At 68.2% G+C, this 20,930-nt stretch carries 19 protein-coding genes; 6 read left to right on the top strand and 13 right to left on the bottom strand.

Annotated elements, in window-relative coordinates:
* Nucleotides 1-2 precede the first annotated feature (2 nt).
* Genes C3Y15_RS03870 through C3Y15_RS03855 form a run of 4 tightly spaced genes read right to left on the bottom strand, consistent with a single transcriptional unit; the run spans nt 3 to nt 3,821 of the window.
* Nucleotides 3-785: an ABC transporter permease gene (locus C3Y15_RS03870; RefSeq protein ID WP_011880806.1), complete on the bottom strand. Its 783-nt coding sequence runs from the start codon at nt 783-785 to the stop codon at nt 3-5.
* On the bottom strand, nt 782-1,738 hold the full coding sequence (locus tag C3Y15_RS03865) for an ABC transporter ATP-binding protein (protein WP_014723999.1): 957 nt from the start codon (nt 1,736-1,738) through the stop codon (nt 782-784). The genes C3Y15_RS03870 and C3Y15_RS03865 overlap by 4 nt, the downstream gene beginning before the upstream one ends.
* On the bottom strand, nt 1,735-2,901 hold the full coding sequence (locus C3Y15_RS03860) for an ABC transporter permease (RefSeq protein WP_069246421.1): 1,167 nt from the start codon (nt 2,899-2,901) through the stop codon (nt 1,735-1,737). Before C3Y15_RS03860 ends, C3Y15_RS03865 begins: the two co-directional genes overlap by 4 nt.
* Nucleotides 2,898-3,821, bottom strand: a complete 924-nt coding sequence (locus C3Y15_RS03855; RefSeq protein WP_069246422.1) for an ABC transporter substrate-binding protein — start codon at nt 3,819-3,821, stop codon at nt 2,898-2,900. Before C3Y15_RS03855 ends, C3Y15_RS03860 begins: the two co-directional genes overlap by 4 nt.
* 164 nt (nt 3,822-3,985) lie before the next feature.
* Between C3Y15_RS03855 and C3Y15_RS03850 the strand changes: the two genes are divergently transcribed.
* Nucleotides 3,986-4,915: a 2-hydroxyacid dehydrogenase gene (locus C3Y15_RS03850; RefSeq protein WP_014723996.1), complete on the top strand. Its 930-nt coding sequence runs from the start codon at nt 3,986-3,988 to the stop codon at nt 4,913-4,915.
* A gap of 129 nt (nt 4,916-5,044) precedes the next feature.
* Here C3Y15_RS03850 and C3Y15_RS03845 read toward each other — a convergent pair whose 3' ends face one another.
* On the bottom strand, nt 5,045-6,997 hold the full coding sequence (locus tag C3Y15_RS03845) for a Xaa-Pro dipeptidyl-peptidase (RefSeq protein ID WP_059460605.1): 1,953 nt from the start codon (nt 6,995-6,997) through the stop codon (nt 5,045-5,047).
* A gap of 545 nt (nt 6,998-7,542) precedes the next feature.
* Nucleotides 7,543-7,878, bottom strand: a complete 336-nt coding sequence (locus C3Y15_RS03840; protein WP_069246594.1) for a DNA-binding protein — start codon at nt 7,876-7,878, stop codon at nt 7,543-7,545.
* A 78-nt stretch (nt 7,879-7,956) separates the two neighbouring features.
* Here C3Y15_RS03840 and C3Y15_RS03835 point away from each other — a divergent pair, with 78 nt between their 5' ends.
* Together C3Y15_RS03835 and C3Y15_RS03830 are read left to right on the top strand one after the other, a co-directional pair.
* Nucleotides 7,957-8,862: a hypothetical protein gene (locus C3Y15_RS03835; protein WP_034195504.1), complete on the top strand. Its 906-nt coding sequence runs from the start codon at nt 7,957-7,959 to the stop codon at nt 8,860-8,862.
* 273 nt (nt 8,863-9,135) lie between these two features.
* Nucleotides 9,136-9,366 carry a hypothetical protein gene (locus C3Y15_RS03830; protein ID WP_059568757.1) on the top strand — a complete coding sequence of 77 codons (231 nt, stop codon included), beginning with the start codon at nt 9,136-9,138 and terminating at the stop codon, nt 9,364-9,366.
* Nucleotides 9,367-9,530: 164 nt separating this feature from the next.
* Here the strand turns inward: C3Y15_RS03830 and C3Y15_RS03825 are convergent, their stop codons facing one another.
* The 4 genes from C3Y15_RS03825 to C3Y15_RS03810 form a co-directional block, all read right to left on the bottom strand.
* Entirely contained in the window at nt 9,531-10,379 is an 849-nt protein-coding gene (locus tag C3Y15_RS03825) for an alpha/beta hydrolase family protein (RefSeq protein ID WP_034195503.1), read from the bottom strand.
* 341 nt (nt 10,380-10,720) lie between these two features.
* Nucleotides 10,721-11,527 carry a DinB family protein gene (locus tag C3Y15_RS03820; RefSeq protein WP_046423082.1) on the bottom strand — a complete coding sequence of 269 codons (807 nt, stop codon included), beginning with the start codon at nt 11,525-11,527 and terminating at the stop codon, nt 10,721-10,723.
* A 135-nt stretch (nt 11,528-11,662) separates the two neighbouring features.
* The gene (locus C3Y15_RS03815; protein ID WP_011880795.1) at nt 11,663-12,094 is read right to left on the bottom strand and encodes a YciI family protein; all 432 of its coding nucleotides are present in this window, start codon (nt 12,092-12,094) and stop codon (nt 11,663-11,665) included.
* 263 nt (nt 12,095-12,357) lie between these two features.
* Nucleotides 12,358-14,118 carry an ATP-binding protein gene (locus C3Y15_RS03810; protein ID WP_011880794.1) on the bottom strand — a complete coding sequence of 587 codons (1,761 nt, stop codon included), beginning with the start codon at nt 14,116-14,118 and terminating at the stop codon, nt 12,358-12,360.
* A gap of 159 nt (nt 14,119-14,277) precedes the next feature.
* Here C3Y15_RS03810 and C3Y15_RS03805 point away from each other — a divergent pair, with 159 nt between their 5' ends.
* Nucleotides 14,278-14,508 (top strand): hypothetical protein, encoded by a 231-nt coding sequence (locus tag C3Y15_RS03805; protein WP_011880793.1) that lies wholly within the window; start codon nt 14,278-14,280, stop codon nt 14,506-14,508.
* A gap of 30 nt (nt 14,509-14,538) precedes the next feature.
* On the opposite strand, the gene C3Y15_RS03800 is transcribed toward C3Y15_RS03805, so the two are convergent.
* The 3 genes from C3Y15_RS03800 to C3Y15_RS03790 form a co-directional block, all read right to left on the bottom strand.
* Nucleotides 14,539-15,240 carry an MBL fold metallo-hydrolase gene (locus C3Y15_RS03800; RefSeq protein WP_069240451.1) on the bottom strand — a complete coding sequence of 234 codons (702 nt, stop codon included), beginning with the start codon at nt 15,238-15,240 and terminating at the stop codon, nt 14,539-14,541.
* A 148-nt stretch (nt 15,241-15,388) separates the two neighbouring features.
* Nucleotides 15,389-16,150, bottom strand: coding sequence for an ABC transporter permease (locus C3Y15_RS03795; RefSeq protein ID WP_085954514.1), 762 nt, complete (start codon nt 16,148-16,150; stop codon nt 15,389-15,391).
* A 14-nt stretch (nt 16,151-16,164) separates the two neighbouring features.
* Entirely contained in the window at nt 16,165-17,109 is a 945-nt protein-coding gene (locus C3Y15_RS03790) for an ABC transporter ATP-binding protein (protein ID WP_014723986.1), read from the bottom strand.
* 854 nt (nt 17,110-17,963) lie between these two features.
* Here C3Y15_RS03790 and C3Y15_RS03780 point away from each other — a divergent pair.
* Nucleotides 17,964-19,574 (top strand): DUF2957 domain-containing protein, encoded by a 1,611-nt coding sequence (locus C3Y15_RS03780; RefSeq protein ID WP_034195501.1) that lies wholly within the window; start codon nt 17,964-17,966, stop codon nt 19,572-19,574.
* Between the two features lie 71 nt (nt 19,575-19,645).
* Complete coding sequence (locus C3Y15_RS03775) at nt 19,646-20,899, top strand: DUF2957 domain-containing protein (protein WP_045577721.1); 1,254 nt, start codon at nt 19,646-19,648, stop codon at nt 20,897-20,899.
* Nucleotides 20,900-20,930: the final 31 nt, after the last annotated feature.

Here is a 20,930-nt window from a genome sequence, read left to right as displayed (position 1 = left end):
CACTACCCCCGCCGCCCGCCCGCCACCCTCGCGAGCGCCCCGATCGCATCGCTGACCAGCACCGCGAGCAGCCCGACGATCACGCCGCCTTGCAGCACGAACGCGGTGTTCGACGTTTGCAGTCCTGCAATGATCACGTCGCCGAGGCCGCGCGCGGCGACCGTCGAGCCGATCGTCGCGGTGCCGAGATTGATCACGACCGCGAGCCGCACGCCGTTGACGATCACCGGAAACGCGAGCGGCAGCTCGATCGACACGAGTTGCTGCCAGCCGTTCATTCCCATCCCGCGCGCGGCCTCGACGATGTCGCGCGGCACGTCTTCAATGCCCGCGATCGTGCTTTCGAAGATCGGCAGGAGCCCGTACAGGACGAGCGCGATCAGCACCGGCTTCAACCCGAACCCGACCGCCGGCACCGCCAGCGCGAGCACGGCAACCGGCGGAAACGTCTGGCCGATGTCGGCCACGCTGCGCGCGACCGGCAGAAAATCCGCACCCCACGGCCGCGTGACGGCGATGCCCGCCGCGACCGCGACGAGCGTGCCGATCAGGCTCGACAACGCCACGGTGCCGAGATGCGCGAGCGTCAGGTCGAGCAGGCTCGCGCGGTCGTAGATGACGGGCGCGCCGTTGTCCGCGAACGGCGCGAACGCGCCTTGCAGCCACGCGGGGCGCAACAGCAGCACGAGCAATAGCGCGAGCGCGGCCGCGCGCGCGACCTGCGCGACATGCGGCGCCAACCGCCGCGGCAGCGGAGCACGCGCCGGCTGTGCAGGCGCGCTCATGCGGGCTTCCTCGCGTGCGCGCGAATCGCGTCGAGCGTGATGCGTCGCGCGGCCGGCGCACCGTGCGCGCCATCGCCGTTCGCCTCGCCGACCGGCAATGCTTCGACGCCGCGCCACAGCAGCTCGGACACCGCGTCGCGTAACGTGCGCGTCGCGGCGATCGGTTCGCCGTCCGCGTGACCGGGCTCGGCGACCGCGTCGATCGGCGTCAGCGCGAGCAGCCGCAGCGGCCGGTCGACACCGGCGACGAGCTGCTCGACCACACCCGCGGCCGGCTTGCCGAGAATCTCCGCCGGCGACGCGACCTGCAACAGCCGCCCGCCGTCCATCACGGCGATCGTGTCGCCGAGCTTCAGCGCTTCCTCGATATCGTGCGTGACGATCACGACGGTGATGCCGAGCCGGCGCTGCAGCGCGTACAGATCGTCCTGCGCCTTGTTGCGGATGATCGGATCGAGCGCGCCGAACGGCTCGTCCATCAGCAGCATCGCCGGCTCGGCGGCCAGCGCGCGCGCGACGCCCACACGTTGCTGCTGGCCGCCCGACAGCTCGTGCGGCAGCTTGTCCGCGAACTCGGACGGCGCGAGATGAAACAGCTCGAGCAGTTCGCGCACGCGCGCGTCGATGCGCGCGGCGGGCCAGCCGAGCAGGCGCGGCACGGTCGCGATATTGCGCGCGACGCTCCAGTGCGGGAACAGCCCGTGCCCCTGGATCACGTAGCCGATGCGCCGCCGCAGCTGCTCGGGCGGCACGCCCGCGGTATCGACGCCGTCGATGCGGATCGTGCCGCTGCTCGGCGCGATCAGCCGGTTGATCATGCGCAGCAGCGTCGATTTCCCGCTGCCCGATGCGCCGACGAGCGCGGTGATCGTGCCTTGCTTCATCGTCAGCGACACGTCGTCGACGGCGACGATCTCGCCGAAGCGTTTGCCGATGCGTTCGATCTCGATCATGCGGTACGTCCCTTCGCGAGCGTGGTCGCGGCCTCGAACACGACAGCGGCCGTCAGCGCGAGCGCGATCGTCGGAATCGCGCCGAGCAGCACGAGGTCCGCCGCCGATTGCCCGATGCCCTGGAAAATGAAAGTGCCGAAGCCGCCGCCGCCGATCAGCGCGGCCACCGCCGTCAGCCCGATGTTCTGCACGAGCACGATGCGCACGCCGCTGAGGATCACCGGCAGCGCGAGCACGAGATCGACGCGCAGCAGCCGCTGCACGCGCGTCATGCCCATCGCGCGCGCGGCTTCGGTCACATGCGGCGGCACCTGCGCGAGCCCGACCACGACGCTCGACGCGATCGGCAGCAGCGAGTAGAGGAACAGCGCGAGCACGGCAGGCGCGACGCCGATCCCGCGAATCCCGAGCGCGGCCGCGAGCGGCACGCGCGCGGCCAACAGCCCGAGCGGCGCCATCATCAGCCCGTACATCGCGATGCTCGGGACCGTCTGCACGATATTGAGCGCCGGCATCACGACGGTGCGTACCGATACGAACCGCGTGCACGCGATGCCGAGCGGCAGGCCGGCGACCAACGCGGCCGCGACCGAGCCGCCCGCGAGCGCGACGTGGCGCGTCGCCTCGCGCCAGAAGTCGTCGCTGCGCACCGCGTATTCGCGCATGATCGACAGCCCGTCCCACCAGCCGCTCGCCAGCGGCACCGAAATCGCCGCGATCGCGACGGCCAGTGCGGCGAGGCGCCGCCACGGGCCGAACGCGAGCCGTGCGAGCGCGTCCGCGACCAGCACGGCCGACGCGAACAGCAGCACCCACACGCTCGCGGCGGGCGACACGCGCGCGAGCATGTCGTCGGGCGCGACGACGTGCGCGGCGGCCGCGCCGAGCGCATACGCGAGCGTCGCGAGCGAGGCGCAACCGGCCGCGAGCCGCCACACGGGGCGGCTCGCCTTCATCGTCCACAGCGCGCCGGCGGTCCACAGCACGGCGAGCGCCGCGCCCGATGCGGCGGGCAGCGCGGCGAACACCGACAGCCCGGTGCCGGCCGCGATGCGGTTCGGCCGCAGCACGACGAACGGCATCCCGAACACCGCGATGATCGTCAGCACACCGATCAGGACGCCCAGCTTGTCGAGCGCGATGCGCGCCGTGCGTTCCGTCACTTAACGAAGCCCTTCGACTTCAGGTAGCGCTTTGCGACGCCGGCCGCCGGTTCGCCGTTGATCTGGATTTGCGCGTTCAGCGACTGCAGCGTCTTCAGGTCGAGGCTGGCGAACACCGGTTTCAGATAGTCGGCGATTTGCGGATGCGCCTTCAGCACGGCTTCGCGAATCACCGGCGTCGGCGCATAGACGGGCTGCACGTGCTTGTCGTCGTCGAGCACGACGAGGCCGCTCGACGCGATGCCGCCGTCGGTGCCGTACACCATCGCCGCGTTCACGCCGTCGGTCTGGTTCGCGGCCGCCTTGATGGTGGCGGCCGTGTCGCCGCCGGACAGCACGACCAATTGATCCTGCTTCAGCTTGAAGCCGTACGCCTTCTCGAACGACGGCAGCGCAGACGCGCTGTTCACGAACTCGGCCGACGCCGCGAGCTTGAGCTTGCCGCCGCCCGCGACCCATTTGCCGAGATCGGAGAAGGTCTTCAGATGCTGTGCCTGCGCGACGGGCGCGAGCACGGCGACGCCCCACGTGTTGTTCGCCGGCGCCGGCGTGAGCCACACGAGATGGTTCGCCGAATAGTCGAGCTTCTTCGCGGTGTCATAGCCCTGGCTCGCGTTTTTCCACACCGGGTCGTCGGCCTTGTTGAAGAAGAATGCCGCGTTGCCGGTGTATTCGGGGTAGATGTCGATCTCGCCGCTGGTGAGCGCCTTGCGCACGATCGGCGTCGTGCCGAGCGCGATCTTCTCGGTGACGGCGAGGCCGTGCGCCTTCAGCACCTGTGCGATGACGTTGCCGAGCAGGTTGCCTTCGGTGTCGATCTTCGACGACACCACGACGGGCGTATCGGCGTGCGCGCCGGGCGCGACGGCGGCGGCGGCGAACGCGAGCCCCAGGAGCGGGGCGGGCAGGGCGAGCTTCATCGGGCCAATCTCCAGTATCGGGACGTACGCCGAAAGTTACTTGACTGGGCGGCCTTTGGCAAACCGCGCGCGGCGGCGTGCCCACAGCGTGCGTGGGGCTAACGGCACGCGCCGCGCGCCGTTGTTACACTGGAACGCATTCCCGCCTGCGGACACTTGCTGACATGAAACCCGAGTTGCTGGTTCTGATCGCGCTGCGCGACGACGCGCACCGCCGCATCGCCGCGTCGTACCACGTTCACCACGCGCCGACGGCCGAGGCGCGCGGCCAGGCGATCGCCGCACACGGCGGCACGATACGCGCGGTGCTGACCAACGGCAGCACGGGGCTCACGGCCGCGGAAATCGATCTGCTGCCGCAGCTCACGTTGGTCGGCGCGCTCGGCGCCGGCTACGAGCACATCGACGTCGCGCATGCGAAGGCGCGCGGCATCACGGTGGTCACCGGCGCGGGCACCAACGACGATTGCGTCGCCGATCACGCGTTCGCGCTGCTGCTCGCGGCCGTGCGCGACGTGGTGCGGCTCGATGCGGCCACGCGCGACGGCGTGTGGCGCGACGCGCTGCAGATGCCGCCGAACGTGTCGGGCAAGAAGCTCGGCATCGTCGGCCTCGGCAGGATCGGCGAGAAATGTGCGCGGCGCGCGGCGGGCTTCGACATCGAGATCGGCTATCACAACCGGTCGCGCAAGGAGGTTCCCTACCGCTATTTCGACCGGATCGACGCGCTCGCGCAATGGGCCGATTTCATGATCGTCGCGACGCCGGGCGGCGCGCACACGCGTCATCTGATCGACGGCGCGGTGCTCGATGCGCTGGGTGCCGGCGGTTTTCTCGTCAACGTGTCGCGCGGCAGTGTCGTCGATACCGCTGCTTTGGCGGAGGCGCTGCGCGAACGGCGCATCGCGGGCGCCGCGCTCGACGTGTACGAAGGCGAGCCCGAGCCGCCCCGCGCGCTGACGGCGCTCGACAACATCGTGTTGACGCCGCACATGGGCGGATGGTCGCCGGAGGCGCTCGATCGGTCGGTGCAGCTGTTTCTCGACAATGCCGCGCGGCATTTCGCGGGCGCGCCGGTGCTGACGCCGGTGTGAATGAAACGGCATGCGGTCGCATGCTCGAGCGGCGCGTGCTCGTGAGGAATCCGCAGTGCGACCGGACGCGCCCGGCAGTCGGTCATGCCGGGTGCGCCCGCTCAGCCGCTCACTCTCGCACCCGATCGCTCACGACGATACCAGCGGCACCGTGACCGACGTGCCTGCCGGATCGAGCGCAAGGCCCGTGCCGGGCGTCGGCCGCAACGTCGCTTCATAGTCGCTCGACAGCACGACGAGCCCGAGCGTGTGGCCCGCGGCGAGCGTGTAGTCGCGCGGCATGAAGGTCAGCTTCAGGTCGTACGGCATGCCCGGCAGCACGGGTTGCGAGAACCATTCCGACACGCGGTTGCGCGGGTCGGTCCATGCACGTGTGACGATCGTCGCCGTACCGTCGGGCGCACGATCGACCAGCAAGGCGGTGACGTTCGCGACGCCGGTGAAGGTCAAGCGCACGCGCGCGGTCGCGGTGCCCGACATGCGCGTCGCGGTCGCGAACGGCGCGGTCTCGAAGCGGCTGCGATGCTCGCCGGTCGTTGCATTGGCGAGCGTGAGCGCCGGTATCGACGCATCGTCGGTGAAGCGTGCGAGCGGACCGCCGCTCGGTATCCGCAGCAGCGTGCCGATACCCGTGCCGTCGCCGCCGGCGAAATATGCAACGGGCGTCGCGTGGCGCGCGGCCCAGTCCGCTTCCTTCAGCAGCGTGCCGTCGGGCTGCTCGATCACCGCGCGCGGGTCGCGCTCGACGCCGTTGTCGACGCCGATCAGATAGCGCGTGAACCAGCGGTTCACTTCGGCGGGCCACGCGTTCGCCATCGCCGGCACGCGGGTCGGGTCGGTGTGCTTCAGGCGGTGCAGCCACAGCTGCGTGGGCACGTGCTGGCGTCGCATCGCCAGATACCACGACGTCGACTGATCGGTGCGCACGTTGTCGTCCGTCAGCCCCTGTGCGACGAGCGCGGGCGCGACGGCCAGCGCGGTGGGGATCTCGCGCGCGGCCCAGAACGGCGAATAGTCGCCGGTCTTGCGGTCTTCCTGCTGCAACGCCTCGTCGACCAGGTGTGTGCAGCGCTCCGGATGCGCATTCGTCAGAAGCGCCTTGATATAGACGTCGACGTCTTCGCCCTGATAGCCCTCCGGCGCGCGCACGAGGCCGCCGGAGCGGTAGTAGCCGTACATGTTCGACAGCCCGGCGATCGGCACGATCGCATCGAGCCCGCGCGTGCGCAGGCTCGCGACCATCTTCGGCAGCGTGCCGTCGTACGACACGCCGTACATGCCGACGTGCCCGGTGGACCAGCTCGCGACGAGCGGCTTGCCGTTCGCATCCTTCGCGGTCGCATCGCGGCCGAGCCAGCGGATCACCGACGCCATTGCGACGGATTCTTCGCGGGTGAGGATGGTCGGACAGCCGTCGGAGCCGGCCGTGCCGAGCGAATCCGCATAGACGATCGTGAAGCCGCGCGGCACGAAATAGCTTTCGATCCACGAGCGGCCGGCCGCGGCCGCTTCGAGCTGCTGCAGCATCCGCGTTTGCGGCGCGGCGGCCATGATCCGCGTGGCCGAGCCGCCTGCGGCGGCGGTGGCGGTGGCGGGATGAGGCGTGCCGTCGAGCTCGACGTCGACATCGTGGTTGGGGCTGTCGGCGAGCCCGGCGTAGTACGGGCTCGCGAGCACGATGACCGGCGTGCGTGCGCCGCTGGCCGTTTCCGACGGGCGCACGATCCGTACGTGAATCCGGTCCCTGGTGCCGTCGCCGTCGGAATCGACCGGCGTGTCGACCCATGCATTTTCTTCGATCGTCGCGCCCGACAACGACGGCTGCACCTGGCCGTCGTCGATCACGGGCTTATAGCGGCCGCCGCTGGCCGGATTCGCATACGGGACGCCGGACGGCGACACGCGCGACGCGAGCGATCCAGCGGCGTCCGCCGAGGCGGACGCCGCGTCCTGTTGGGTTTGCGCGAGCGCGGACGCGCCCGCCACGCTGCCGCCGTCGTCGCCGCCGCAAGCGGCGAGCGTCGCGGCTGCGGCCAGCGCCGGCAGCCATGCGCGACGGAATCCTCCTGGATGGAATTGCATTGTCGACCTCGTTGTTCTGATTGTGTGGATACGACCGTTCCGCGATACGCCCCCTGCGGGCCGGGCCGATTACCGCCTGCGACGAACAGATGACCGCACCGCCGAAAGCGCCGGGGCGACCGCCCACGGCCCGATGCGGCGCGGCTCATGCAGTACTGCCAATCAAAGTCGTGCCGTGTACCTTGCCTCGTCAAACCAGGCGGTATCGGCAGAGAAAACGGGGATATTGCGAGCTGCGGTGCTGCGCTGCGGACGACACGACACGCGTGCGAGCGGCGACGGGATGAAACGGACCGGCGATGTCCGACGCGCCGCGCGTCTTATGAGCTTGCCGGTCTGCGTTTGCTTTCCGGAAGCTTGCGCAAAACTTATCTCAGGGAAAACGGCGTGTCAAACTTTTTTAACCACAGGTAAATAAAGTTTCGCGCGCTTGACCGGCGACGTGTCGGCGGCGTCGCCGGATGCAAAACGGGCGGCGACGGATCGCATCCGTTACCGCCCGCGCGTGGCCGTTGCGGCGTTCCACCGTTTGCCGCTGCGCGCCGTCACCCGCTTTCGGCCTTCGTCTGCAAGTCCTTCAAGCCCTGGATCACCACCAACAGCGCGCGCCCGTGCTCGTCCGAGCCGTCCCAGGCGTCGACGATCGCCTCGCGCAGCAGGTCGTTGTAGCGACGCGGGCCGGGCGCATTCAGTCCATAGAAACTGCATAGCTTATTGAATGGCTTGCTGCGCCGCAGCCGGCGCCCGTCCGACATCCGAAGCCGCGACACCGTCGGTTGGCTGACGCCAGAAAGTCGCGCAATTTCGCTGGACGAGCGTGTATCTGCCAGCAAGTGGCGTAACAGGTCTTGTACAGGAAAATCGCGGTCCGGGGCTTCCATGTCATGCATTATACCTATACAGTTATGGTTGTTGAATGGGCTTGCTGTCGCCAGCGAGGCTGTATCCCGAGAAAGTCGATGACACTGAAACACCTCCCTCCCACGTTCTGCTGGACGAAGATCGGTACCGAGTCCGGCGAGGAACTTCCGACCGTCGTGCTCCGCAAGGAATGGGAGCGCCGGCTCGGGGGCGGGCGCTTTCTGTGGGGCATCAACCAGCCGCTCGGCAGCAGCGCGCAGGTCGCCGCGCATCGCACCGGTTCGCTGCTCGCGTTGTTTTCGCCGGTGGCGTCGCGGGTGCGGCCGGGCGAGCGCAAGCGCGCGGACGCGCTGCTGTGGAATGCGTGGATCGATGCGAGCGGCCAGGTGCGGCCCCTGCCGCCTCATACCTTCATCGCCAGCCGCGCGACGCTGCCGTCGGGCCGGCGCCGCGAACAGCACTACGCGCTCGTATGCGCATCGTCGACCGCGTTGACGGTCGGTACGCAACTGCGCGTGTTTCCCGAGCACCTGCGCAGCGTGAGCACGGGCAAGCCGCTCGGCGTCGCGCAGGGCGCGGCCGTGGTCGATTGCGTCGGCCGCGCGAAGGAGCAAACGGGCAGGAGCTATCCGCTTGCGCTGTCGGTCGAGCTGGAAGCACCGTATTTCGTGCGGCTCGCGCAGCCTTGCGTGCTGAAGGCACGCGATCTCGCCGACGTGAACAACGCGACGCGCGCCGGCGATTTCGATCGCTTCGTCGAACTGGTCGCGCGTCTGCGCGGCCGGTCGCCGACGGACACCGTGCGCGGCGTCACGCGCGATCTGTTCGACGTGGCGCCGATCGAAACGGCTGCCGCCTATGTCGCGCCCGCGCACGTCGTGCGGCTTCGGCACCGGCCCGCGGCCGAGCATCCGCGCGAGCTCACCGGCGATCTGTTCGATCTGGGGCCGGCCGAGGCGGCCGCGTTCGGCGGTGTCGCGCAGCCGCGCATCGGCCGCGCGTGACGGTCGCGCCGCGAGCGCGCGGCTCAGGGATTGAAGGTCGATGCGCGCGCAACGACCGGCAGCGGCGTCGCCATCATCGCGGTGTGCGCAAGGAATTTGTTGCAATCTCGCCGTAGCGGGCAAGCGAACATCGCGCGACAATCGCGACGAAGCGCGCCGCTCGGCGATTCGCGCATCGCCCGGCAAGCGGCCGTCGGTCACGCGGCCGACACGCGGGCCGCGCACACTGCGCGGCGGCTTGCTTCACACTGCAATCCTCAGGGAGAAGTGTCGATGTCGATCCACATCCGTTCGCGGGAAGCCCGGGCCGCACAACGCTTCGTCGAGGCCACGCGCAACGTCGATCAGGCGTTTCGCGCCGTGCGCGGCGAAAGCGACGACGACATCTCGTCGGCCGACTATGCACGCGCGATGTCGCGCCTGGATCGCGCGCTCGACGAACTGGCGCGCGCGCAGGAGATCTTCGATCGAGTGGTGAGCGCCGACGCGGCGCAGCACAACTGAGCGCAACCGAGCGCGTGGTTTCGGCTGGCGCTCGGCGCTGGTTTTCCGTTTTCTTTTCCCTTCTTGTCGCGCCACCGCGCGCGCTCGTCGTCTATTGCACATCGCTATGCGAGCCGGTGCGATACGACACTCCACCCACTTGCCATGCGCCGGTAGTTCGTGCGTTACGCGTAACCGCCGTGCTGGAACGACGTCGCGAAGAACTGCATCTGATAGCGGATCGCGTGTGCCCAGTAATCCCAGGTGTGGCCGCCCGGGCGCTCCGCGTAGTCGTGCGGCACGCCGAGCGCGATGAGCCGTTGATGCAGCGTGCGGTTCGAGCCGACCAGCGAGTCGTCGCGGCCGCAGTCGATCGTCAGGTCGAGGTGCGCGCGCACGAACGTACGCGCGCTTTCGATGATCGCATTGCGGTTCCAGAACGACGGATGGCGGACGGGGTCGCCGAACACGTGATCGATGCCGGGTTCGTCCTCGCAGCAGCGCGGGTCGACTGCGCCGCTGATGCTGCCGACCGCGCCGAACGTGTCGGGCCGGTCGAGCGCGATGCGCAGTGCGCCGAAGCCGCCCATGCTGAGGCCGGTGATCGCGCGCGCGCCCTTGGCGTCGATCGTTCTGAAATGGCTGTCGACGTACGACACGACTTCGTCGCCGATGAAGGTTTCGAAGCGGCTGGCCGAATCGAACGGGCTGTCGATGTACCAGCTTTCGTGGCCGCCATCGGGCATGACGAGGATCACGTGATAGCGGTCGGCGAGCGCGGCGATTCGGGTGTTGGTGGTCCAGTCGGTGTGGTCGCCGCCGGAGCCGTGCAGCAGATAGACGACCGGAAAGCGCTCGACGCTGCGCTCCGGGCCGTGCCGAAGGCGCGCATACGCGTCGGGCAGCACGACGGTCGCCTTCAGCGTCGCGTTCATCGCGGCGCTCGGGATCGCGACGACGCGCGACTCGAACGCGGCGGCCGGTACGGCGGCCGCGAGCAACAGCAGTAGCCACAACGTGCGTAACAGGTTCATGGAGCCTCGCATGTGTCGTGCCCTTTCGGCAGTCCGGCATCGGGAAAACCCTGTACGGACACTCTAGCAACGGTGCCTTTCAGACAAATTTCTGCGAAGCCTACGAGTTGTCAGGCGGTCGTCGCATGACTGGTGAGTAGGGGTATCGAGGAGCGGCATCGCGGGCTCGCCGCCCGCGCTTGATTAATCGCACCGATCGGCCGCTGCGCGACGACTCGACCGGCGCAGCGTGTGTCAGTCGATGGCCGCGCGGGCGCGGGACGAGATGCGCGGCCGGCCGTGCGCGTGCGTCGAGCGTGCCGATGAAACCGTGAACGCAGACAACCGACCTGCACGACCGCTCATTCGGCGGTAGACGGGCGAAGCGGCGGCAACTCGAGTTCAGCGAGCAATTCGTCGAGTTCGAGAAGGTGGGTGCGATCGTGATCGAGCAGTTCGCGGACGAGTTCGTCGAGCGACATCCGGCGGATGCCGTCGCGTAGGCCGCAGCGTGCAAGTTCCTGTGGCTGCAGCGCCGCGACCGTCGCGCACAGCGCGGCGCGCCCGCGGCCGAACGCGGCGAGCGCTTCGTCGAGCGGCTGCGCGAGGTAGTCGCGCTGGGCGGCGAGCGCGGTGCCGTCGACGGACGCGATCACCGGCAATTCGCTGCTCCGGACCAGATCGATGCGCTCGGCGAACACGGCGTCGAGGTCGCGCAGGTGGCACGCATGCTCGACCAGCGAGAAGCCCGTCCCGGCCGGGCGGCGCGTGACGAGTGCGGCGGGAACGTGCGCCGCGTACGCGGCGATCCGGGACGGCATCTCGGCCAGCGCGGCCGCGAGGTCCGAGAACGGCAGCACCTGCGGATACGCGCTGAATACCGCGCCGTAGCTGAACAGGGCGCCGCCGAGCCGGCCGCGCGCCTGCACGACGTCGTGCCCGTGGCGACGCATCACGTCGGCGACCATCGAGCCGCAGAACTGCCGCGCCGTCGTATCGGCGGCGACTTCGGGGAATTTGCTCGCGATCTCGTGCTGGATCGCGCCGATCGCGGCGACGCCCACCCGCGACAGCGCCGCGAATTCGACGTAGCGCTCCGGTTGTCCGATCAGCGCTTCAAGCTGTGCGCCGAGCGGTGTCTCGCGAAAACGGTCGAAACGGGAATGCATGACGACGACTCCGTGTAGTAACGTATCAAAACGATACGTTACTACACGGAGTCGTGTCAATCCGGGTGGTCGTCCTGCTCGCTGACCCGCGCCGGCGTGCCGCGCTCGGTCAGCGAACCGCGCCCACCCGTCGCCTCACTCGCCGTGCTTGCCGTCCAGCTCCGCGCGCAGCCGCGCTTCCTGCGCCTGCAGCTCCGGCGTGAATGCTTCACCGAAGTCTTCGGGTGAAAAGATCGGGCGAATCTCGATGTCCGAGTCGACCGGCATCGGGTTCGGGCAGCGCTTGACCCATTCGACCGCCTCGTCGAGCGAGCCGACCTGCCACACCCAGTAGCCGGCGATGAGTTCCTTGGTTTCGGCGAACGGGCCGTCGATCACGGTGCGCTCGTTGCCGGAGAAGTGCACGCGCTTGCCGCGCGAGCTCGGATGCAGGCCTTCGCCCGCGAGCATCACGCCGGCTTTCACCAGTTCCTCGTTGAAGCGGCCCATCGCGGCCAGCAATTCGGTGTCGGGCATCGCGCCCGCTTCGGAAGAGGCCGTGGCCTTGACGATCACCATGACGCGCATTGTCGTTGCTCCTTTGACGTGGGAAAGAGGCGTCCGTTTGCTGCCCGTCGTACCGACGTCGAAACGAACGCTTGCGTCACTGCGACGTGCGAGCGGCGCAGGAATCGACATCGCATATGAAATATTTTGGGTGGTAGCTGATGGTCAGGACGGTTGCCGTACGCCACCGCCTATGCGCAGCGGCTCGAAGCACGAGTCCCGCGATCACCCTCACAGCCCCCATCGGCTCGGCGGCAACGCAGCCGCCTCGCAATCCACCCGCCTCAAGCCGCCTTCACATTCCGGTCGAGCACACTCCGAATCCGCGCCGCGAGCTCATCGCGGCGGTACGGCTTGCCGAGCAGCATCACACCGGGATCGAGCCGCCCCGAATGGAAAATTTCGTCGCGCGTATAGCCGGACGTGAACAGCACGGGCAGCGGCGGCGTGCGCTGCGCCGCACGGCGCGCCAGTTCGCCGCCCTTGATGTGCCCCGGCATGATCACGTCGGTGAACAGCAGGTCGATCGGCGTGCCGCTGTCGAGTATCCGCAGCGCGGCTTCGCCGTCCGACGCGCTGAGCACCTTGTAGCCGAGCTGCGCGAGCATGTCGACGACGGTGAGCCGGACGTCCGCGTCGTCCTCGACGATCAGGATGGTTTCCCGCCCGCGCACGGGATCGGGCCGCGGCGCGCACGCCGGTTCCTCGGCCAACGCATCGTGACAGCGCGGGAACGTCAGCCGCACGGTGGTGCCCTGGCCCGGCGCGCTGTCGATCGACGTATGGCCGCCGCTTTGCTTGACGAAGCCGAACACCATGCTGAGCCCGAGCCCCGTGCCTTCGCCGTCGGGCTTGGTCGTGAAGAACGGTTCGAACACGCGTTCGAGCACGTCCGGCGTCATGCCGCTGCCCGTATCGGTGATCTCGAAGGTCACGTATTCGCCGGGCGGCAGCGGCGTGCGCCGGGCGCCGACGGCAGTCGTGTCGTTGTAGGCCGCGATCGTCAGCGTACCGTCGCCGCGCATCGCGTCGCGCGCATTGATCGCGAGGTTCAGCAGCGCGTTTTCCAGCTGGTGGCGATCGGCGAGCACGTTGCCGACGTCGGGCGCCAGCGCGGCCACGACGCGCACGGTTTCGCCGAGTGCGCGGTGCAGCATCTCGCTCATGCCGTCGATCAGCTTGCGCGGGTTCAGCACCGTCGGCGACAGCGGCTGACGCCGAGCGAACGCCAGCAGGTGCGACGCCAGCTGCGCGCCGCGCCGCACCGCGTTGTTCGCGCTCTCGATCCGCGGCTGCGCGCTCGCCCGCTCGCCGAGTTCGACCGCCAGCACCTGCAGATTGCCGCTGATCACCTGCAGCACGTTGTTGAAGTCGTGCGCGATGCCGCCGGTCAGGCTGCCGATCGCCTCCATCTTCTGCGCGTGACGCAACTGCTCCTCGATGGCCGCGCGCTCGGCGATCGCGTCGGCGACGCGTTGTTCGAGCGTTTCGGTCAGCCGGCGCAGCGCGTCGTTCGACGCTTGCAGCGCGGCTTCCGCGTGTGCGCGTTGACGGGTGGCGAGCACGCGCTCGGTCGTCTCGATCACGACGGCTAGCACGCCGCCCGGCGCGCCGTCGTCGTCGGCGAGCGGGCTGTAGTGAAGGTCCATCCACACGTCTTCGGGCCGGCCGTGGCGCAGCAGCACGAGTTCCTTGTCGCGATAGGACAGCGTGCCGCCCGCGAGGCAGGTATTCATCACGTTGCGGTTGAAATCGGCGACTTCGGGCCAGCCGAGTTCGACCGGCTTGCCGAGCAGATACGGATGGCGGCCGCCGGAGAATGCGGCGTACGCATCGTTGTAGATCATGTAGCCGGGCCGGCCCCACAGCATCACCAGCGGCAGCGGCGACGCGAGCACGGTGCGTACGGCGGCGATCAGGCTCGCCGACCATTGCTCGATCGGCCCGAGTCCGGCCTCCGACCAGTCGAAGGCGGCGATGCGCCGGGCCATTTCACCTTCCCAGCCCGGACAACCGTGGTGTTGTGCGAACAACTCGACACGCATGAAAACGCTCCGAAAAAGACATCGCGGTAACGTGGCCGCGTCCGGGGACGGCGAGTTGGCAAGCGGGTCCATTCTAGTGCAGATCGACGGCCCGGCGGCGTTCCTGGCCGCCTGCCAAGCTGGTATGCTGACCAGCGTTACGTTCGTGCGGAGGGCGCCATGGCAGCGAAGGAAGTGTCGAAGAAGAAGTATCTGAAGATCCTGAACAAGCGGCTGCGGGCCGAGCCGGAGGCGCCGGCCGGTGCATCGTTCGTGTTCTTTCCGCTCGGCGCGAAGGCCAAGCATGCGACCGGCGTGGTGTCGGGCGAGCCGCACACCAAGCGCGAACTGGCCGTGCTGGCCGCCGTGCAGAGCAAGGCGGCCGACGAATTCGTCGTCACCGGCGCCTGAACGGCGGCCGTCGCCGCGCCGCGCTGTGCACTACGCGGCGGCAGCCTCGCAATGCGCGATAACGCCGGCGATCACGCGCTGAACGTCGCGCGTGATCGCCGGGCCGTGCATCGGCAGCACGATGTCGATATCGTGCGCCTGGACGCGGCGCAGCGCGCTCGCGAGATGCGCGAGCGACGGCAGGTAGTCGGCGCGGGCGATCGCGTCGAGGATCGCCGGCAGCGGATCGTCGGCGTCCTGCGTGCCGAAGCGCATCAGGATGTCCGACGACAGCAGCGCCTTGTACGCCGGCAGATAGACGACGAGCGCGTCCCACTGATGGACGTGCTTCGTGAACACCGGCACGACGTCGATGCCGGACAGCGTCGTCGGCTCGCCGTCCTGCAACGGTACGGCGTGCACGCCGAACACGTCGGCCAGCCCCCACGCGCACATCGGATGCGCGTAGGCGACGAGCGCCGGGTTGGCCGCGAGGAAGTCGGGCAACGCGCCCATCTCGTCGGCCTCGAAATGCGGGACGATCACGTTGCTGACCATCGACGGCGCAATGCCAACCGCGTCGAGCGCCGCGCTCAGTTGCGTGAAATTGGCGCGCGTGCCGGTTTCGACGCACAGCACGTCGCCGTGCGGCGAGCGTATGAAGAACTGGCTGAAGCCGAGGTCCAGCGTGTCGACGTAGGTGGTGGCGCGAAACAGGCCGTCGCGGACGGCGTCGATTCGGGAGGCGCTCATCGGGATCCTCGCGCAGGCAATGGGGCGGGAAGCGCGCCGCGCGCACCGCATCATGCTGCGATGCGGCAGGCGGCGCCGGTCGATCTCCGGCCCAGTCTAGCAGCGCAACTTCTCCCCGCGAACCGGGGCGATCCCGCGCCCGCGCGCGTCAGTTCTTCAGCTTGTAGCCGGTGCGGAACATCCACGCGACGATCGCGAGCAGGATCGCCAGGAACAGCGAGGTCGCCGCGAGGCTGATCCACACGTGCACGTCGGCCAGCCCGTAGAACGACCAGCGGAAGCCGCTGATCAAATAGACGATCGGGTTGAACAGCGTGACCACGCGCCACACGGGCGGCAGCATGTCCACCGAATAGAAGCTGCCGCCGAGAAACGTGAGCGGCGTGATGATCAGCAGCGGCACGAGCTGCAGCTTCTCGAAGCTGTCGGCCCAGATCCCGATCACGAACCCGAACAGGCTGAACGTGATGGACGTCAGCACGAGGAACAGCACCATCCAGAACGGATGCAGGATGTGCAACGGCACGAACAGGCCGGCCGTCGCGAGAATGATCAGCCCGAGCAGCATCGACTTCGACGCGGCCGCGCCCACGTACGCGATCACGATCTCCCAGTACGACACGGGCGCGGACAGCACCTCGTAGATCGTGCCCGTGAAGCGCGGGAAGTAGATGCCGAACGACGCGTTCGAGATGCTCTGCGACAGCAGCGACAGCATCACGAGGCCGGGCACGATGAACGATCCGTAGCCGATCCCGTTCACGTCGCTGATGCGCGAGCCGATCGCCGAGCCGAACACGACGAAGTACAGCGACGTCGAGATCACCGGCGCGATGATGCTCTGCATCAGCGTGCGTCGCGTGCGGGCCATTTCGGCGCGGTAGATCGCGCGGATCGCCTGCAGGTTCATGTTGGTCATGTGCGTTACGCCCCTTGTGCGCCGTTGCGGCGATTGTCGATCAGGCTCACGAAGATGTCCTCGAGCGAGCTCTGCGTCGTATGCAGATCGCGAAAACCGATGCCGGCCGCGCCGAGCGCGGCGATCAGCTTGGCGATGCCCGCGTCGTCGCGCTGCGAGTCGTAGGTGTAGACGAGCGCGGTGCCGTCGGCCGCGCGTTCCAGCCCGAACGCCGCCAGCTCGGCCGGCACCGCCGCGAGCGGCTGCTCCAGCTGCACGGTCAGCTGCTTCTTGCCGAGCTTGCGCATCAGTTCGTGCTTGTCTTCGACGAGCACGAGCTCGCCGCCGAGAATGATGCCGATGCGGTCGGCCATTTCCTCGGCTTCCTCGATGTAGTGGGTGGTCAGCAGGATCGTCACGCCGCTTTCGCGCAGCGAATCGACCAGCTTCCACATGTCGCGGCGCAGCTCGACGTCGACGCCGGCGGTCGGCTCGTCGAGGAACAGGATGCGCGGCTCGTGCGACAGCGCCTTCGCGATCATCACGCGGCGCTTCATGCCGCCCGACAGCGTCATCAGCTTGTTGTCGCGCTTGTCCCACAGCGACAGCGCCTTCAGCGTCTTCTCGATGTACGCGGGATCGGGCGCCTTGCCGAACAGGCCGCGGCTGAACGACACCGTCGCCCAGACGGTCTCGAACGCATCGGTCGTCAGTTCCTGCGGCACGAGCCCGATCATTTCGCGCGCCGCGCGGTAGTGATCGCGGATGTCGTGGCCGCCGACCGTCACGCGCCCTTCGGTCGGCGTGACGATGCCGCAGATCGAGCCGATCAGCGTGGTCTTGCCCGCGCCGTTCGGCCCGAGCAGCGCGAAGATCTCGCCGGGGCGGATGTCGAGGTTCACGTGCTTGAGCGCCTGGAAGCCGGACGCGTAAGTCTTGGAGAGGTCGGAAACGGAGAGGATCGGTTGCATGCTCACGGATGGCACGGCTGCTCGGGCCGACCCCGTGCGCCGCGCGAGCCCGGCGCCGCCGCTGCGACACGGCTGGCTGCGGGTGCGGCATGGCGAACGGGCGTCATGTCGAACGGCGTTGTGGTGCGGGATCGCAGGATCGCCATATTAGCAACCGGAAGATGGAAATGCATTTCGGCGCAAACGATATGCGATGCATGCACGGAATTCGCGCGAAATAGGCGCGCACTGCTCATCAATCAGGCGATTTATTTGAATCGGGTGAACAATGAGCGGTATTTTGCCGGAGCGTGCCGGGCCGGAGCGGTAAGCAGCACATGTACCGCCGAAGTATTTGTCTGAGCAAATAAATCGAAGGTCGTTTGAAAAATTGTGAAAGGCCCTGAGCGCGCTTGGATCGAGCCGTCTGGTTCGTTTGGAACTCTGCATCCATTTACTTGCGCGCAACGCCCGATCATAGTCTCGGCAAACGTCGCATCACGATAACGAATCCAGCGTACGTACGGAGACCAACCCATGAGACGCCTTTCCGAGGGCCCGGCCAAGCTGCCGTTCATCAGCTGTTCGCCTGACGCAGGCGCGACGCGAGTCGCCTGCCTGCGTTACCGCATCGCGTCGGCGCTGTAGCGACGCATCCCGATCCGTTTCGATTGTTCCGACGGCGCCGTGCCCGATGGCGGCGCTGCCGGCTTGCGCCTGCGTGTCGCCGCGACTCCGTGTTCGCTCGGACGAGCCGTGCGGCGCGCGCTGCGCGCATCGTCATGCGCCGCGCCCGATGTGCGCGGCGTGATACCAACCGGCGGGCCACGCAGCCCGACCGGACGAGACTCGTCGTACCTCAAAAGGAGGGGTTGATGCTTTGCATTCCTGAGTGGCGGAAAGCGATCCTGTCGTGTGCCGTGCTGGCGCTGCCGTTCGTCGCTGGCTGCGGCGGCGGTGACGACCCGGGGCCGATCAACGTGCCGCAGTGTTCGGGCAGCGCGTGCGGGCCGAGCGGCGCCGAAACGACGCCGCCCGTCGTGACGAAGCTGTGCCCGGATGCGCTCGACTACACGACCACCTACACCGGCGGCTCGGGCAGCGGCGAATACGTGAAGGTGAAGTTCGACACGACCAGGCTCACTTACCAGATGCAGTTCCTCGAATCGTCGGTGCCGACGTCGGCGGGGCAGGTCAACGACACGCGTGCGGGCCTGACGATCAGCGGCGCATTCCATCACCCGACCAACCTGCCGACCGCCGAGCAGAACCGCTGCGCGTTCGTGCTCGACAGCGGCGCGACGAGCGACGGTGCATATTCCGTGACGATCAATCGCGCCGATCCGCCGATGCTGTTCGTCGGCAACGGCGTGGTCGGCGGCGGCATTCCGGGTGCGACGATCGCGTTTCCGGGCATCGAGCTGCTGCCGGGGCTGTTCCTCGGCACCGTGCCGTCGCGTACGTTCGACTTCTATCCGTTCATCGGCTTCACCGACACCGAGACCGATTTCGCGAAAGTCGCGGGCAACTACAACGAGGTGGGCATCCATCTGTCGCCGCTCGGCGGCAACGCGCAGAGCACGGCCGGCCCGGTCGGCTGGGAGCCGGACGTCGTGAACTGGAACCAGACGCTCAATGCCGACGGCTCCTGCACGATCACGCCGAACAGCGACTACTCCTGCCAGACCACCGGCTCGCCGTGGACGCTGCGCAAGAACGCGGACGGATCGAACGACAACGTGTTCGTGAGCAATGCGGTGGCGAGCCAGTTCGGCACGCCGGTGTACCCGCTCGCGGGGCAGGGCGCGTCGCTCGTGATCGCACCGAGCCAGGCGAAGGGCATCATGATCGTCGGCAAGCTCAACGGCGTGCGCGTGCCGGTCGTGATTCGCGTCGGCTACAACCACGTCGATGCCGGCAATCTGCTTGCGTCCGTCGCGGACCCCGAGGTCGGCATCTCGATGCTTTCGTCGACGACCGCGATCGCCGCGAATTCGCTGAAGGGCGGCTACATCGGCGCGACGAGCGCATCCGCATGCGGTGTCGTGACGTCGACCGGGCAGGCGAACGCGCTGGCGGTGGGCGGGCCGAGCCTGGACGTGAGCGTCCCGCACCCCGACCTGCCGGGCACGTTCATGAACGGCGCGTTCTATTCGGCGGCCGGCAGTTGCAACGACGGCACCGCCGTGTCGACGATGGCGGCGAACTACACGTCGACGCTGTTCCAGGGCGCCACCGCGGCGTTCATCGATCCGCAGACTTCGTCGGTCACCTCGCAATTCGCGCTCGACTACACGCAGGCCACGCCGGGCAAGATCAAGGTGACGGTCGCCCAGGACTTCAACGCGAAGGGCGCGAACGGCAACGTGGCGATCTTCGCCAAGGGCGACACGGGCTGGCTCGTGACGGCGGGCAACGTCTACGCGATGGTCGTCAACAACAGCAAGGTCAACCCGTTCTTCACGGTCGGCGCGTTCGTTCAGTAACGGCGCATCGAACACGGAACCCCGGCGGCGCACGCAGCGCCGCCGGCGAACAAAATTTCAAGAGGATTCCTATGAACGTGAAGCATTGGATGGTGGCGGCGTCGCTCGCGCCGCTGGTGGCCGCGTGCGGCGGCGACGGCGACCCGCCGGCCGTCAGCCCCGTGCGGCTGTGTCCGCAGACGATCGACTACAACACGGCCTTCGTCGGCGGCTCCGGCTCTGGCGAGCTCGTGAAGGTGCAGCTCGACACCACGAAGATGACGTACCGCGTGACCTACCTCGCGTCGCCGGTCCCGACCACGACCGGCACGGTGCAGCCGACGCGCGACGCGGCGCCGGCCAACGTGGTCGACGGCACGCTGGTCGACGAGACGGGGCTGCCGACGGTGAAGCTGAACCAGTGCACGTTCCGGATGCAGAACGCGAGCCTCGACCCGACCCGGCCGGCCCGCCTGTTCCTCGGCGAAGGCGTGCTCGGCGGTGCGATTCCCGGCGCGACGATCCAGTTCGACGGCGTGATCGGCGTCGGCAAGATCTCGAAGACGACGTTCCCGTACTACCCGTTCATCAGCTTCTCGTCGCTCGAAACCGATCTGTCGAAGATCGCCGGCACCTACAACCAGCTCGGCTATCACCAAGTGCCGTCGCAGAGCTTCGCGCCGGTGGCACTCGACCAGCAGGTGACGATCCACGCGGACGGCAGCTACGTCGAAACCGACAACTTCGGCAAGAAGAACGGCGGGCAGCCGCTGGCGTCGAGCGCGACCGTGAACCAGCCGTTCACGCTGCGCGCCGACGCGCCGGCCTTCCAGTCGCTCAACTACCAGCCGCAGATTGCGCCCACGCTCGCGGCCGTCGATCCGGCGAAGGCCGGCAAGGGCATTCTGATCGTCGGCAAGCTGCGCAATCAGCTCGTGCCGATCTTCATCCGGACCGGCGCGGCGAATGCGGACCTCACGCAGGGCCCGCCGAGCGCCGACGACGAATCGGGCATCTCGTTCCTGAGCCCGCAGACGGCCATCGCGCCAGGCTCGCAGAACGGCGAGTACACGGGGGTCGACAGCGCGTTCAACTATCGCGCCACCGCGCTCGTCGGCGCGCAGGCGACGCTGCTCGATCCGTTCAACGCGTCGCAGGCCGCACTCGCGCGCGCGCTGAACCTCGACTTCACGCAGCAGGTGCCGGGCGTGGTGACGACCGTGCATGCGGACGCGGCGTCGGGGCCGGCCACCGGCAAGTTCGTGTTCACCGGCGGCGTGTTCGGGTTCCTCGACATGGCCGATGCAAGCAATCCGTACTTCACGGTCGGCGCGTTCGTGCAGTGATTGCGCGCAGCGACACGGCGGCGCCGCGCAG

The sequence above is a fragment of the Burkholderia sp. B10 genome, from assembly GCF_004368385.1.
In the GTDB taxonomy this organism is placed as follows: Bacteria; Pseudomonadota; Gammaproteobacteria; order Burkholderiales; family Burkholderiaceae; genus Burkholderia; species Burkholderia vietnamiensis.
Note: the sequence above shows the minus strand (reverse complement) of the source record. Positions and strands in the feature narration are given on the sequence as shown.